This window comes from Rhodococcoides kroppenstedtii, assembly GCF_900111805.1.
In the GTDB taxonomy this organism is placed as follows: domain Bacteria; phylum Actinomycetota; class Actinomycetes; order Mycobacteriales; family Mycobacteriaceae; genus Rhodococcoides; species Rhodococcoides kroppenstedtii.
Map to the genome: position 1 here is coordinate 25,869 of NZ_FOJN01000002.1, position 15,802 is coordinate 41,670.

The following is a 15,802-nucleotide window of genomic DNA, read 5'->3' on the forward strand; positions in this document are numbered from 1 at the left end:
GAAAGGGCCGCACCCTCGCAGGGTGCGGCCCTTTCTCGTCTGCGGGAAGATCAGCCGTTGAAGGCGGTCTCGATGATCTCCTGCTGCTCCACTGCGTGGACCTTGCTCGACCCCGACGACGGCGCCGACATCGGGCGACGCGAGACGCGCTTGATGCCCGACAGGCGCTCGGGCAGCAGCTCCGGGAACGCGAGACCGAAGGTCGGCCACGCACCCTGGTTGGCCGGCTCCTCCTGGACCCACCGGTATTCGGTGGCGTTCGGGTAGCCGTCCAACGCCTCGGCGATGCGACGGTTCGGGATCGGGTAGAGCTGCTCGACGCGCACGATGGCGACGTCGTCCCGCTTGTTCTTCTGCTTGTACGCCAGCAGCTCGTAGTAGAGCTTGCCGCTGACCATGAGCACACGCTCCACCTTCGAGCGATCGCCGTCGCCCGATTCGTAGGTGGGCTCGTCGAACACCGAGTGGAACTTGCCGTCGGTGAAGTCCTCGATGTTGCTCACCGCGGCCTTGTTGCGCAGCATCGACTTCGGGGTGAACACCACCAGCGGCCGCTGGATGCCGTCACGGGCGTGACGACGCAGCAGGTGGAAGTAGTTCGCCGGCGTCGACGGCACCGCGACGGTCATCGAACCCTCCGCGCACAGCTGCAGGAAGCGCTCGATACGGCCGGACGTGTGGTCCGGGCCCTGACCCTCGTGGCCGTGCGGCAGCAGCAGCACGACGTCCGAGAGCTGTCCCCACTTGGCCTCACCGGACGAGATGAACTCGTCGATGATGGACTGCGCGCCGTTGACGAAGTCGCCGAACTGCGCCTCCCACAGCACCAGCGCGTCGGGGTTGCCCACCGAGTAGCCGTACTCGAAGCCCACGGCCGCGTACTCGCTCAGCGCGGAGTCGTAGACCAGGAACTTGCCCGGGTTGTCGCTGCCGATGTTGTGCAGCGGGGTGTACTCCTCGCCCGTCTTACGATCGATGAGCACCGAGTGCCGCTGGGTGAAGGTGCCGCGGCGGGTGTCCTGGCCGGACATGCGAACGAGCTTGCCCTCGTCGATCAACGTGCCCAGGGCGAGCAACTCGCCGAACGCCCAGTCGACCTTGCCCTCGTAGGCCATCTCGCGACGCTTGTCCAGCACCGGCTGCACGCGGGGGTGCACGGTGAAGCCGTCGGGCACGTTCACGAACGCGTCGCCGATGCGGTGCAGGATCGACTTGTCGACGGCCGTCGTGAGCTTGTGCGGGATCTGCTGATCCATCTCGACCGACTCGCTGGGCTCCGGGGCGTACTTCTCGAGCTCGCGTACCTCGTTGAAGACCCGTTCGAGCTGGCCCTGGTAGTCGCGGAGAGCGTCCTCCGCCTCCTTGAGGGAGATGTCGCCGCGGCCGATGAGCGCCTCGGTGTAGCTCTTGCGGACGCTGCGCTTGGTGTCGATCACGTCGTACATCGCCGGCTGGGTCATCGAGGGGTCGTCGCCCTCGTTGTGACCGCGACGGCGGTAGCAGATCATGTCGATCACGACGTCCTTGTGGAACTTCTGACGGAAGTCCACCGCGAGACGCGCGACCCAGGCGCAGGCCTCGGGATCGTCACCGTTGACGTGGAAGATCGGCGCGCCGATCATCTTGGCCACGTCCGTGCAGTACTCGCTCGAGCGCGAGAACTCCGGTGCCGTCGTGAAGCCGACCTGGTTGTTGACCACGATGTGCACGGTTCCGCCGGTGCGGTACCCGCGCAGCAGTGCGAGGTTGAGCGTCTCGGCCACCACACCCTGACCCGCGAAGGCGGCGTCGCCGTGGAGCATCAGCGGCAGCACCGAGAAACCATCGCGACCGTCGCCCTTGTCCAGGAGGTCCTGCTTGGCGCGAACCAGGCCCTCGAGCACCGGGTCGACCGCCTCGAGGTGCGAGGGGTTGGCGGTGAGCGAGACCTTGATGTCGTTCTCGCCGAACATCTGGATGTAGTTGCCCTCGGCACCCAGGTGGTACTTCACGTCGCCGGAGCCGTGCGCGGCCGCCGGGTTCATGTTGCCCTCGAACTCGGTGAAGATCTTCGAGTACGGCTTGCCCACGATGTTCGCCAGCACGTTGAGGCGGCCGCGGTGCGGCATGCCGATGACGACCTCGTCGAGCGTGTGTTCGGCGGACTGGTCGATCACGGAGTCCATCATCGGGATGACCGACTCGGCGCCCTCGAGCGAGAAGCGCTTCTGGCCGACGTACTTGGTCTGCAGGAACGTCTCGAAGGCCTCGGCCGCGTTGAGCTTGCTCAGGATGTACTTCTGCTGCGCGACGGTCGGCTTGACGTGCTTGGCCTCCACCCGCTCCTGCAGCCAGGCCACCTGGTCGGTCTCGAGGATGTGGGTGTACTCCACGCCGACGTGGCGGCAGTACGAGTCGCGCAGGACGCTGAGGACGTCCCGCAGCTTCATCCGGTCCTCGCCGTGGAAGCCGCCGACGGCGAACTCGCGGTCGAGGTCCCACAGCGTCAGGCCGTGGCTGATGACGTCGAGGTCCGGATGCATCCGGAACTTGTCCTTGGTGAACATGAGCGGATCGGTGTCCGCCATGAGGTGACCGCGGTTGCGGTACGCCGCGATCAGTTCCAGGACGCGGGTGTTCTTGTCGACGGTGCCCGTCGGCAGGTCACGACGCCAACGGATCGGCTCGTACGGAATGGCGAGACCGTGGAAGATCTCGTCGTAGAACTCGTCGCTGATCAGCAGGTTGTGGATCGTGCGCAGGAAATCGCCCGACTCCGCGCCCTGGATGATGCGGTGGTCGTACGTCGACGTCAGCGTCATCAGTTTGCCGACGCCCAACTCCGCCAGGCGCTCGTCGCTCGACCCCTGGAACTCCGCGGGGTACTCCATGGCGCCGGCGCCGATGATCGCGCCCTGGCCGTTCATCAGACGCGGCACGGAGTGCACGGTGCCGATGGTGCCCGGGTTGGTCAGCGAGATGGTCACGCCGGAGAAGTCGGCAGCCGTGAGCTTGCCGTCGCGCGCACGGCGCACGATGTCCTCGTATGCGGTGTGGAACTGGGTGAAGGACATGTCCTCGCAGCCCTTGATCGCCGCGACGACCAGCGAACGCGACCCGTCCTTGCCGGGCAGGTCGATCGCGAGACCGAGGTTGGTGTGCGCCGGCGTCACCGCGTTCGGCTTGCCGTCCACCTCGGCGAAGTGCCGGTTCATGTTGGGGAACGCCTTCACGGCCTGCACGATCGCGTACCCGAGCAGGTGGGTGAACGAGATCTTGCCGCCGCGCGTGCGGGCGAGGTGGTTGTTGATGACGAGGCGATTGTCGATCATCAGCTTCGCCGGGATCGCGCGCACGGAGGTCGCCGTGGGGATCTGCAGCGAAGCCGACATGTTCTTCGCGACGGCGGCCGCCGCGCCGCGCAGGACCTTCGAGGTGTCCTCGGCGGGCGCTTGGTCGTTCTGGTCGGACGAGCCGGCCTTGGCGGCCGGCGTGGCGGATGCGGCCTTGGAGGCGGGCTTCGTCGGCGCCGCCTTCGCGGGCTCCGCCTTGGCGGCGGGCTTCTCGGCCTTCGGGGCGGCGGGCTTGTCGGCCTTCGGCTCGGAGGGCTTGTCGGCCTTCGGCTCGGCGGGCTTCTCGGCCGCGGGCTTGCTCGGCTCGGCCTTCGGCTTCTCGGCCTTCGGGGCGGGGGCAGCGCTGCCGTTACCGGAAGATGCTGCACCGCTGGTGGACTCGCGTCCGGTCGCGGGATCGCCGCCACCGTTCTGTTCGGGGGTGTAGTCGGCGAGGAACTCGTGCCAGCTCTCGTCGACCGAGGAGGGGTCGGTCTTGAAACGTTGGTACATTTCGTCGACCAGCCACTGGTTCTGTCCGAACTGTGTAGTAGAACTGCTGCTCACGGCAGGTGTTCGCCTCGTTTCCTTCTTGTTCTCGCTCAGCGCACGGCCACTCCAGGTTAGACCTTCCGGTCGGTGCTCGCGCCGCCGCGTCGGCCGTGTGACGGGCTTCACCGCTGTGTGGTCGAGTCATCGTCTCCGATGACGATGTGGTCTGCATCACTTATCGCCGATCCGCGTCCTTCGGTGATGTCCCACAGCTCGGCGTAGAAACCTCCGGAACGGATCAACATCGCGTGCGGCCCGCTCTCGACGATGCGTCCGTCGTGCACCACCACCACGGTGTCCGCTCGGGCGGCCGTCGCCAGTCGGTGCGCCACCACCACCGCGGTGCGGCGTCGGGTGATGGTGCGGCTCGCGTCCAGTACGGCGCGCTCGGTGGCGGGGTCCAGGGTGGCGGTGGCCTCGTCGAGCAGCAGGACGTCCGGGTCCACCAACTCGGCGCGGGCCAGCGCGACGAGTTGTCGGGCGCCGGCGGACAGGCCCCGACCGCGCTCACCGACCGGGGTGTTCATGCCCGACGGCAGTGCCGCGATCATCGGCAGCGCCCCCACCGCCCGCGCGGCCGCCTCGATGTCCGCGCGGCTCGCGTCGGGCCGTCCGAACGCGATGTTCGACGCCACCGTGCCGCCGAAGAGGTGCGCCTCCTGCGGGACCACTCCGAGGCGTCGGCGATAGGCGGTCAGGGGCCGGGTTCTCAGGTCCACCCCGTCGACGAGGACGGCACCCGAGGTCGGGTCGTAGAACCGAGCGATGAGCTTGACCACCGTCGACTTCCCGGCGCCGGTACGTCCGACCAGGGCCACCGTCGACCCCGCCGGGATCGACAGGCGCACGTCGCGCACGGCGTCCCGGTCGGCCCCCTCGTATCGGAATCCCACGTCACGCAGCTCGACGTCGCCGACGAGACGCAGCGCCGGAGCCGGTCGATCGGCCTCGCCCGAGCCGGTCTCGTCGGGTGCCGACTCGAGGGAGCTCGAGGTCGCGAGCAGGGCCGCGATGCGTCGGAGTCCGACCGTCGCCTGCTGGTAGCTGTCGAACACCTGCGAGAGCTGCTGGATGGGTCCGAACAGCAACCCGAGATATAGCACGAAGGCGACCAGCGTTCCCGGCGTCGCGCTGCCGTCGGCGACCCGATGCGCCCCGACCAGCACGACGGCGGCGAGCGCGACGTCCGACAGGGCGGTGATGAAGGGGAAGTAGACGGAGATGGCGCGTTGGGACCGCATGCGACTCGCGCGATAGGACCACGACCGAGCACGGAAGGCCTCGCGGGCCTCGTCCTCGAACCGCGCCGCCTGCGCGACGCGCAGACCCGACACGTTCTCCTGGAAGTCCGCGTTGACCGAGGAGATGCGCTCGCGCGACGTGGCGTAGGCACGGGAGGAGATGCGTCGGAAGACCACCGTCGCGACTGTCAGCACCGGCACCACCGATAACGTGACCGCCGCCAGCACCCCGTCCGTGAGGACGAGCGCGATCGACACCCCGACCACGGTCAGCACGGCGACGATCGCCGTCGAGAGCCCGGTCTGCAGGAACGACGACAGCGCGTCGACGTCCGTGGTCATCCGCGTCATGATGCGACCGGACAGTTCTCGTTCGTAGTAGTCGAGGCCGAGCCGCTGCAGGTGGGCGTAGCTGCGGACCCGCAGCGAGAACAGCACCGTCTCGCCGGCGCGCGCGGTGGTCACGGTGAGCGCACGAACCACCAGCCAGTCGGCCGCCACCAACGCCAGTACCGCCGCGGAGACACCGGCGAGGACCGCGGTGTTCCGCTCCACGGCGCCGTGGTCGACGGCGAAGCGCACGATCGACGGGAACGCGACGGTGACGATCGAATCGAAGGCCAGGAACGTCGCGACGAGCGCGAGCAGGCCCGCGACCGGTGCCAGCGTGCGACGCAGGGTGAAGGTCGATTCGTCGGTGCGCGCGGCCGACTCGTCGACGTCGGGACGGTCCGTTGCCTCGGGCAGGGCCGCGACCGCTGCGGCGATCTCGTCGCCGGCCATCGCGCCCCCGAGCGCGGATCCGGGCCCGTGGGCGCCGGGGCCGGCGCCGCCTGCCGGGCCGGCCGTGGCCGTCGGACGGTCGGGCACCGCGGCGTCCGGCCACAGATCGACCTCGGCGTCCGGGTCGGCAGAACCGACACGGTCGGCGGCGGCGTCCGCGGACATCAGCATCCGGAACAGCGCACACCGGTCGTCGAGTTCCGCCTCGGTCCCGGAGTCGATCACCCGGCCCCCGTCCAGCACGACGATGCGGTCCGCGAGCGTGAGAGTCGACCGTCGGTGGGCCAGCACCAGCATCGTGGGTCGGGACCGGCCGGACCCGACCTCCCGGAGACGCGCGTAGACCGTCGCCTCGGTGTGCGCGTCGACGGCCGACGTCGCGTCGTCGAGCACCATCACGCGGGGTCTGGCCAGCAGGACGCGGGCGAGCGCGAGTCGCTGCCGTTGACCGCCGGACAGGGTCAGCCCGCGCTCGCCGACACGCGCGTCGAGACCGCCGGGCACCGTCTCGAGGACGTCCTCGGCCGCGGCGCGACGGATGGCGTCGAGGACGTCGTCGTCGCTCGCGTCCGGCCGGGCGAGGGCGACGTTCTCGCGAATCGTCCGTGAGAACAGGAACGGTTCGTCGAACGCGACGCCGACTGCGCCGCGCAGGGCCGCGGCGTCCACGTCGGCGATGTTCGCCGTTCCCGCCGGGGAGGTCAGCTCGATCGACCCGGCCGTCGGTCGGTAGAAGCGCGGGACCAGCATCGACAGCGTCGACTTCCCGCTTCCCGACGGGCCGACCACGGCCACCGTCTCCCCGGGAGCGACGTCGAGGTCGAGTCCGGCCAGCACCGGTGGACCACTGGCGTAGCCGAAGTGGACGTCCCGCAGGCGGAGTCCGAACGGGCCGTCCGGAACGGGCGTCGGCGCGGCGCCGGCGGGCCGGTCGTCGCTGGGCCGGGTGTCGATCACCTCGTACACCCGCTCCACGGCGGCGCGGGTGAGCTGGGCCATCACCACGACCGACGTCACCGTGCGGGTCACCGCGGCGAGGGTGATCACGTAGCTGGCGAACGCGAGGAACGTGCCGACCGTGATGGCACCGGACAGCGTGAACCACCCGCCGAGGGCGATGACCCCCACCAGTCCGAGCTGGGGGAGCGCAGCCATGCCCGGAGCGAACCGGGCGTTGACCCGCGCCGCTCGCAGGCGTTCGGCGAACAACCGTCGGCCGATGTCGACGAGGACGTCGACCGCTCGACTCTCCTGGCCGAAACCTTTCACCACCCGCACGCCGGTGACCGTCTCCTCGACGTGACCGGCCAGTTCGGCAGCGCGCTGCTGTGCGGACCACGTGGCCGCGTAGAGCTGCGGCCGTCGGCGCACCACGAGGATCGACATGGCCGGCACCACCGCCAGCGCGACCAGGGTCAACGCGGGGGAGAGCGTCAGCATGATCCCGAGAGCCAGGACGAACTGCAGCACCGCCCCGGCGGACAGCGGCACCATCGCGAGCAGACCCTGCACCAGTTGCAGGTCGCTGATCGAGCGCGACACCACCTGACCGACCGCGATCTCGTCCTGACGGGGACCGTCGAGCCGGAGCAGCGTTCCCATCAACCGTTGGCGCAGTTCGTGCTGGACGTCGACGGACAGCGCACCCGCCAGCAGCCGCCGGCCGAACTGACACGCGAAGCGCACCACTCCGAGACCGACGATCGCGGCGGCGACGGCCCCGAGCGTCTCCGTCCGCGACGCCGCGGCGTCGTCCACCGCGATGCGGGTGAGCAGCGGGAAGCAGACGTCGATCCCGGCGGCCACGAAGGTCACCAGCAGGGCACCCACTGCCGTACGGCGATGGGTCAGGCACTCCGCGGTGAGCCGCCGGATCCATCCGGCGGACTCAGACGCGATGGCCGAATCCGCTCATGCTCGTGCTCGGCTCACTCGGGGGCTCACTCGACGTCCCGCATCACCGCGCGCCACCATCCGGCCCCGGCCATCCCGCTTGCCCACAGCAGCAGGCACACGATCGCGGCGCCGAAGGGAAGCAGGAGGTCGGTAGGGCCGCGCCCGAGCGTGACCATGCCGACGGTCGCCAGGCCCGGCAGCAGGCGCACCGCCGCGTCCGCGCCGAGCCCGCTCGCGACGACGGCCACCACCGACTCGCCGAGCGGGAGCCATGCGACCAGGGCCACGGCACTCCACGTGGGGGATCCGGTGAGCAGGCCGAGCCCACAACCCAGGGCGCTCCACAGCACGCCCGCCACTACGGCGGCGGGCAGCAGGCCGGCGACCAGGGAGCCCGAGACGGCCACCGCGTCACCGCCGACGACGGTGAGCGAGAACAGTGCTGCGGTGACCGACAGCAGTGCGTAGAGCGCTCCGACCGCAGCGCTGACCGTGAGCTGCGCGGACACGACGCGCCCACGGCGAGGGACGGCGATCAGGGAGGTGGCCCACGACCCGTGACGCAGGTCGCCGGCCACGTGCACCGCCCCGAAGACGGCGGCGAACAACACGACAGCACCCACCGTGACCGCTGCGGTCAGGGTGACGGCGAGGACGTCGGCGTCGGTGACTCCGGCCAGGACGTCCGACGAGGCGATCGCGCCGTAGATCGCACCCGACAGCAGGCCGATGACGATCGGCGGCAGGCCCAGAGCCCACCAGGTGCGCAGCGAGAACACCTTCCGGAACTCGGACCGCAGCAGCTCGGCTGCACCCACGGTCATCGCCGCACTCCCGTCGACGGTCCGGCCGGGACCGGCGGGGGAGCGCCCGTCATGGACAGGAAGATCCGTTCGAGGTCCGTCGTCGCCGTCTCGATTCCGAACACGGGAACTCCGGCGGTCCGCGCGACGGAGGCCACGCCGTCGGCGCCCATCCCCGTGACGACGAGACGACCGTCGGCCCCCAGGATCGCGTCCGTGTGCCCTGCCGCGGCCAGAGCCAGAGCCAGTGCCGCGGGGTCGGCGGACGCGACGAGCGTGCGCGGCGGGTGGAGCGCGCCCAACTCGGCCAGGCTGCCGTGGAACGCCACGCGCCCCGCCGACATGATCACGAGGTGGTCGACCGTCTGCTCGAGTTCCCGCACCAGGTGACTGGACACGAGGACCGTCCGACCCGACCGAGCATGGGCCGTCAGGACGTCCCGAAGCCAGACGATGCCCTGCGGATCGAGGCCGTTGGCCGGTTCGTCGAGCACGAGCACCGCCGGGTCGCCCAGCAGCGCGGTCGCCAGGGCCAGCCGCTGCCGCATCCCGAGGGAGTACGTGCCGGTCCGCCGGTGAGCGACGTCGTGGAGGCCGACCAGCGCGAGCACTTCCTCGACCCGAGCGTCGGAGACCCCCACGACGGGGGCGAGGCACCGGAGGTGTGCGCGGGCGGTACGACGCGGATGCGCGCCGCGGCCGTCGAGGACCGCGCCGACGACGCGACCGGGAACGTCGTGCGCCGCGAGCGGACGTCCGGCCACGTCGGCCTCGCCGGCGTCGGGATGCACCAGACCGAGCAGCATGCGCAGGGTGGTCGACTTGCCCGAGCCGTTGGGTCCGAGCAAACCCGTGACGGAGCCCGTGGGCACGACGAAGGACACGTCGCGGACGGCGTCGATCCCCGCGAAGGCCTTGCTCAACCCGCGTGCTGCCAGAGCCGGCGGGGGCCGGTACGGGCCGGTCACCGTGGCCCGGTGGCCACGGGCCGGTTGCCGGCCGGCCAGTCCTGCGGAGGTGGTCCGAACGCGTCCCGCGCGTTGCCGATCACGGTCTTGCCGAGGGCGCGGTTGCCGGCGCCGCCCACGGCGGCACCGATGCCCGCGGGCAGAAGGGTCCCGAGCATGACCGCCCCGCGCCGCGCCGCGAACTTGCCTACGGTCCAGCCCAGACGCTCGGCCAACTTCTGGCAGTCCTCGCGCTGGCGAGTCACCCCGGCTTCATCTTCCGCACGGTCAAGACTGATTCGAACATAGACTGCTGCTGACCTGGACGTAGTCATCGGAATGCCTCTCAACCTTTGGACACCAATGACAATACAACTGCAGCTTGTTGGCGCTGGTGTCCCAGCTGTTCATCACGCTCTGGAACGCGACCGCGGCCGCGCCCTCCCAGCTGCCCCCGACGCTCGCGACGTCGCCGCGCAGCTGGTCGAGCAGCGCCTTGACCTCCAGCGTGAGCTGGTCGACCTTGCCTGCCGTGACCTGCATGGTCTCGACGGTGGTCCTCATCTGTGACATGTACTCCCCCTCGATGGCGTGGGTTCCGCGGTGTCGCACCCCCCTGCATCTGTATGGACGCCGCCCGCCGCCGAACGGTTCCCTCGGCCCGGCAACGATCCCGGTGGACCTCGAGACACGGAGTCACTGGACCGACAGGCCGGCCAGCAGTGCGTCGCACACCGGGGTGAGCACCGAATGGGTGCCCGGTCCGCCCTGACAGCCGACACTGATCTGCTCGCCGCGCGCGGCGAAGACGGTCCATCCGGCAGTCGTTCCGTCCGGCGCCGATTCGAGGTATTCGAGCTGCTGACGGCCGTGGCCTTCGGTCCGGTGCAAACCGTGGACCTGCCGGGAACCCTCGGACACAGCGTCGAGCTCCGCCTCGATCTCGTCGAGACCGAGGCCGGCGTCGATCTCGCGGACGACGAGAAGGATGCGCATCGGTGCGCCGTCGTCGGGGCGCAGTTCGACCCGGTCTGGACCGGGCTGCAGGTGCCAGCCTGCCGGGATGGACACGCCAAGTGCCCCCACGCGGAACGGCGTGCCCGTCGGTGCCGGCGGCTCGATCGACCGCCGCGGGTCGCTGGTCGGGGCCGGCTCGCTCGTCGGGGTCACCCGCTTCTCGACCGGCGCCGGTGCGGCGGTCCGGGCCGGTGATACGACGCGCTCGACGGCGGACGGCGTGCCCACCGGCCACAGCACCACCAGCGCGCACGCGGCGGCGGCCGCGGCGAGCAGAGCGGCCACCCCGGCCCCGATCCGCAGCGCAGGACGGTGACGGTTCGCCGGTCTCGCGGCCGCGACCCGGTCCGCGAGCCAGGCACCCCGGCGCGGTGTGGCGGCGTCGAGATCGTCGTCCCAGCCGATCGGAGTGTCGCTCCGCGGTCCGCCTGTCCCCCCGGCCGCGTCTCCCGCCGGGTCCGTGGGAACCACCCCGGCATGGCGAGTGCTCACGTGCATGCTCCGGGCGGCGACCGCGAGGGATCCGTCCTCGACCTCGATCACGGGCACCGCTGCGAGTTCCGCCACCGAGTCCGTGGACAGCACGTCCGCGGGTCCGTGCACGACGACCCGACAGATCGACAGCGTCGCAGTGACCTCCTGCCACGCTGCGGTGAGGGCGGCGTCGACAGCCACGTCGTCGACGACGGTCGACGGCACCAGCAGGCGACAATCCGTGAGCACCGGACCGGCCGTGGACGTTGGCTCGGCAACGACCGTCGACAGCGTCACCCGGGCGGGCGTCCTGTCGAGAACGGCTGTGCGACAACCACCATCGTGAGCACAGGGGGACGCCGCGACCACCGCGCCGACGGCACTGTCGACCAACCGCACCTCACGCGCGTGGGGGCGGCCGGCCACCGAGAGCACCCCGCAGCGCACCGGCCCCCAGTGCGGTGGATGCACGAACACCAGGGTGTCCGACACCGAGCCCGCCGACCCTCCGACGCGGCACGCCCGCTCGATCAACGCGCTCAGTGCTTCCGACGCCGGAACGTCGTGGCCGTCCAGCGGTACCGAATCGTCCACCCTGCCGAGCACGTCGACCGTGGGCGCGTCCTCGTCGGCGACGACGACGCCCGCGTAGCGCGTCAGACCCGTCGACATCGATCGGACCGCGGTGCCGTCGGCCCACCACACCGCAGCCACGCCGACGGCCAGGCCGATCACGAGTCCTCCGAGAACACCGTCTGGACGACCCTGGACGACGAGCGGTCGACGAGAGTTCCGCGACCCGGCGGCTGGTCTGACGGGCGCACCGTGCCGAGCAGCACACCCTCGTCGCGGTTGCCGCTCATGATCAGGCCCGGGCTCGCCAGGTCGCGTAGTCGCGCCAGCACCGGCTCGTAGAGCGCCCGCGCCGCGCCGCCGGCCCGACGGGCGATCACCAGGTGGAGCCCGACGTCGCGGGCTACCGAGAGCAGGTCGAGCAATTCCGCCAGCGGATTGCCGGTGGGCGTGACCACGAGGTCGTAGTCGTCCACCACCACGACGACGTCGGGTCCCGTCCACCAGGACCGCGCCGCGAGTTGTTCCTTCGTGGTGTCGGGTCCGGGCCGCCGGGCGCGGAGGTGCCGCGCGAGTTCGACCACCATCGGGCCGGCCTCCTCGGCCGACGACGCCCGTCCGGCGAGCCGGTCGTCCGGGACGACGTCGAGAAGTGTTCGGCGATAGTCGATCACGAGGACGCGCAGAGATGCGGCGTCGTTCGCCTCGACCAGACCCGCGCACAACGCGCGGAGAACAGCAGTCTTCCCGCACCGCCCGTCCCCGAGGACGAGGAAGTGCGGGTTCTCCGCGAGATCGAGGTGCACCGGGGCCAGGTCGTCCTCGTCGACGCCGATCGGTATGCGCCCGTGGAAGCCGGCCCCCACGGTCGATGGCGGCCACGTGCGTTTCGACCCTCCCCCGAACGCTCCCGCGAGGAATTCGGCGCGAGACAGTCGGTGCGGCAGCAACCGCACCGCGGTCGCGGCGGGGACGTGCGCCCACCGAGCCTGCACCCCGGCGACCGCATCGCCCACCGCACCGGTCAGGCCGGCGACCGTCTCCCTGCCGTCGGTCCGGGGAAGGGCGATCAACAGGTGCAGACCGGTCGAGGTCACACCGCGCCCGGGCCGGGCCGGCACCTTCGACGCCTGCGCCCGACCGATGTCGGAGTCCAGCGGGTCGACCAGCCGGAGCTCCACCCGCGTTCCGATCGCGTCCTTGACCGCGGGCCTGATGTCCGCCCACCGCCCGGCCGTGAGGAGGAGATGCACTCCGTAGGACAGGCCGGTCGTCGCGACGCGGGTGAGCGCGGCCTCGAGGGACTCGAAATCGGATCGCACCGTCGACCACCCGTCGATCACGAGGATCACGTCGGCGGTGTCGACGTCGGGCCGCGCAGGCCGAGCAGCCCGCAGTTCCGCCATGGACGCGATACCCAGCCGACGGAACAACTCTTCGCGGCGCCGGACGACCGCTGCGGTGTCGGCGACGATCCGCCGCACCACCTCGTCCTCGGTCCGACCTGCGACCGCGGCCACGTGCGGTAACCCCCGCAGCAGGGATACCGTGCCGCCGCCGAAGTCGAGCGCGACGATCCGGCATTCGCCCGGTGCATAGCGGCGGGCGAGAGCGAGGAGGACGGTAGCCGCAGCGGTGGACTTGCCCGAGTGGGGTCCACCGACCACGGCCACGTGACCGGCCGCGCCGGTCAAGTCGACCCGCAGCGGATCGCGACGTTGGTCGAACGGCCGATCGACGACGCCGATCGTCGCCGACAGCGAGCCGACTGCGGTGTCCGGCGTCGCGTCCGCGAGGGTGTCGAGCGCGACCGGCCGGTCCAACGGGGGCAGCCACACCCGATGGGCCGGGCGGCCACGACCGCGAACACGATCGACGACGGCAGCGAGAAGCGTCGGCGCCGGACCCGCGGTGGGGGTGTCGGCCGCGGGGCGAACCACCTCGTGGTCGAGACTCGGGGTCGACGCTCGCGGCACCGACCGGTCCGTCGCGGAGAACAGTCGCACCGGCGGGTGTGCACGAGCAGACGACGCTGCAGCCGGTGCGCCGGTGGTCCGTTCGACGGGGCCGGACACGAACGACGCGGTGAAGCGCACCGGGTCACCGGCGTCGTTCTTGAGGAACCCGGCGCCGGGACCGCCGGTCAGGTGGTAGGCGTCCGGCACACCCAGAACCGACCGGGATTCTCCGGGCGAGAAGGTCTTGAGACCGATGCGATACGACAGATGGGAATCGAGGCCACGAAGGCGCCCTTCGTCGAGTCGCTGACTTGCCAGCAGCAGATGAATGTGGAGCGATCGACCCAGTCGGCCGATCGCGACGAACAGGTCCGCGAATTCCGGGAAGCGGCTCAGCAGTTCGGAGAACTCGTCGACGACGACGAACAACGCCGGCAGCGGATCCAGCGCTGCACCTCGTCCGCGTGCGGCCGCGTAGTCGGTGACGTTCGCGAAGTTCCCTGCGGATCGGAGCAGTTCCTGACGGCGGTTCATCTCCCCGGCCAGCGCGTCGCGCATGCGCTCCACCATGTGCGCTTCCTCGGCGAGGTTGGTGATCACCGCCGCAACCTGCGGCGCCTCCTCCAGCCCGAGAAACGTTGCGCCGCCCTTGAAGTCGACCAGGACCAGATTGAGAACGTTCGGGGAATGGGTGGCGATCAAGCCGAGAACGAGCGTGCGCAGCAGCTCCGATTTTCCCGAGCCGGTCGCACCGATGCACAGACCGTGCGGACCCATTCCGCCTTCGGCGGCTTCCTTGAGGTCCAATTCGACCACGCCGCCGTCCTCGTCGAGGCCGAACGGCACCCGTAGCCGCGCGCTCCCCGAACGACCGCGCCAGGCGAGGTCCGGATCGAGAAGTTCCGGACGCGTCATGCCGGGCAGGTCCACCCAGGCTCCCGAGTGTCGACGCGTCGAGGCGACGGTGGTGGCCGACTCGATCCGGTATCGAGCCAGCGCGCGGGCCAGACAGGTCGCCGTCGCCACGTCCAGGGAGTCGGCACGGCCGAACATCTCGACGCCGACGCTGCTGCGCGCACCGAGACGATCCCCGTCCATCACGAGTTCGAGTGTTCGGCCCGACTCCCCGTCGGCGAGCGACGCCGAATCGGTGTCGCCGGCCCCCGCGACCGCCGCCAGTACGGTCACACCGCGTCGGCCGAGCACGCCCCGCACGACGTGGGAATCGTCGCCCCACCCGTCCGCGACGAGCAGAACGCGAACCGCGGCGCGAACGCGGGACAACGCGTCCATGGCTTCGGCCACGGACTCGAACCGGAGCGTCTCCCGGGTCGCCCCGTCGATCGGCTGCCGGTGGTGCGGAAGCCACTTGATCCAGTCCCACGCGTCGTACTCGGCCGGCGCGACGACGACCACGAGCAGATCGTCGGGCCCCTGGAAGGCCACCGCCTGGCCGACGATGGCGCGCATGACCGCCCGGCCCCGCTCCGACGACGGGACGGTCACCGCCGAGAAGGCCGACAGCGACACCGCGGTGGGCAGCAGCGGAACGATGGCCCGCGCGCGCACGAGCTCACGCAGCATGGAGGCGCACGCAGGATCGACGTCCTCCGCCGGACCGGTCTCCGGCGGGACGAGCCGGGTCGCCAGTCGTTGATCACCCAGACCCACCCGAACGTGAAGGAAATCCGGGTCGTCGGGACGCCGCTCCCACATGCGGGCGGATCCGGCCAGAGCGATCAGGGACGACGGCTCGGGGTGCGCATGGTCGAGAGCGTCTCGCTGCGCGGCTGCGGTGCGCTCGATCTCGGCGCGGGTGCGATCGAGATAGACGGCGTAGTCACGACGCGATTCGGCCAACTCGGCCACGCGCGACGACCCGCCTCGTCCTCCACTCGCGAACATCGCGAGCATCGACACGGCCATCATGATCGGGAAGAGCAGCGCCGTGGGATTGGCGGCCGCACCGGACGTCACCATGAAGACGACCGTGCCGACCATCGCGACCACCATCACCACCGGGATCAACCTGGTCACCGGACTCGCCGGAGTCACCCGAGGGACGTCGGGCGGCGCTTCCAGAACGACGTCGCCGGTCGGCACCGACGGCGCCGTCACCCGCGACGGCGGCCGAGCGAACCCCACCCGGGCGCCGTCGGTCGGCGGCGAACCACCCGGTCGTTCCACGTCGATCGACATGCATTCCCCCCTCGTGATCCGTCGCCCCGTCGACGAATCGGCACGACA

The 15,802-nt window shown here is 70.6% G+C and carries 7 protein-coding genes and 1 pseudogene; all 8 read right to left on the bottom strand.

Going from position 1 to position 15,802, the window contains the following annotated elements; genetic code table 11:
• Positions 1-50: 50 nt before the first annotated feature.
• The 8 genes and pseudogenes from BMZ18_RS02320 to eccCa all read right to left on the bottom strand — a co-directional run bounded on the left by BMZ18_RS02320 (position 51) and on the right by eccCa (position 15,754).
• The gene (locus BMZ18_RS02320) at positions 51-3,878 is read right to left on the bottom strand and encodes a multifunctional oxoglutarate decarboxylase/oxoglutarate dehydrogenase thiamine pyrophosphate-binding subunit/dihydrolipoyllysine-residue succinyltransferase subunit (protein ID WP_074921727.1); all 3,828 of its coding nucleotides are present in this window, start codon (positions 3,876-3,878) and stop codon (positions 51-53) included.
• A gap of 107 nt (positions 3,879-3,985) precedes the next feature.
• Positions 3,986-7,786 carry an ABC transporter ATP-binding protein gene (locus tag BMZ18_RS02325; protein ID WP_074921728.1) on the bottom strand — a complete coding sequence of 1,267 codons (3,801 nt, stop codon included), beginning with the start codon at positions 7,784-7,786 and terminating at the stop codon, positions 3,986-3,988.
• Between the two features lie 41 nt (positions 7,787-7,827).
• Positions 7,828-8,607 carry an ABC transporter permease gene (locus BMZ18_RS02330; protein WP_068364366.1) on the bottom strand — a complete coding sequence of 260 codons (780 nt, stop codon included), beginning with the start codon at positions 8,605-8,607 and terminating at the stop codon, positions 7,828-7,830.
• Entirely contained in the window at positions 8,604-9,554 is a 951-nt protein-coding gene (locus BMZ18_RS02335) for an ABC transporter ATP-binding protein (RefSeq protein ID WP_068364368.1), read from the bottom strand. The genes BMZ18_RS02330 and BMZ18_RS02335 overlap by 4 nt, the downstream gene beginning before the upstream one ends.
• Positions 9,551-9,745, bottom strand: a pseudogene (locus BMZ18_RS02340) (hypothetical protein); the annotation flags it as partial. The pseudogene BMZ18_RS02340 and the gene BMZ18_RS02335, both read right to left, overlap by 4 nt.
• A gap of 76 nt (positions 9,746-9,821) precedes the next feature.
• The gene (locus BMZ18_RS02345) at positions 9,822-10,097 is read right to left on the bottom strand and encodes a WXG100 family type VII secretion target (RefSeq protein ID WP_169817735.1); all 276 of its coding nucleotides are present in this window, start codon (positions 10,095-10,097) and stop codon (positions 9,822-9,824) included.
• Between the two features lie 132 nt (positions 10,098-10,229).
• Positions 10,230-11,759, bottom strand: a complete 1,530-nt coding sequence (locus BMZ18_RS02350; RefSeq protein WP_068364377.1) for a type VII secretion-associated protein — start codon at positions 11,757-11,759, stop codon at positions 10,230-10,232.
• Positions 11,756-15,754 carry a type VII secretion protein EccCa gene (eccCa, locus tag BMZ18_RS02355; RefSeq protein ID WP_074921730.1) on the bottom strand — a complete coding sequence of 1,333 codons (3,999 nt, stop codon included), beginning with the start codon at positions 15,752-15,754 and terminating at the stop codon, positions 11,756-11,758. Before eccCa ends, BMZ18_RS02350 begins: the two co-directional genes overlap by 4 nt.
• Positions 15,755-15,802 lie beyond the last annotated feature (48 nt).

What these genes read in the sequence shown, in the direction of transcription:
- eccCa (WP_074921730.1), bottom strand. Translation starts at nt 15,754, where the DNA reads ATGTCGATCGACGTGGAACGACCGGGTGGTTCGCCGCCGACCGACGGC.
- BMZ18_RS02330 (WP_068364366.1), bottom strand. Translation starts at nt 8,607, where the DNA reads ATGACCGTGGGTGCAGCCGAGCTGCTGCGGTCCGAGTTCCGGAAGGTG.
- BMZ18_RS02345 (WP_169817735.1), bottom strand. Translation starts at nt 10,097, where the DNA reads ATGAGGACCACCGTCGAGACCATGCAGGTCACGGCAGGCAAGGTCGAC.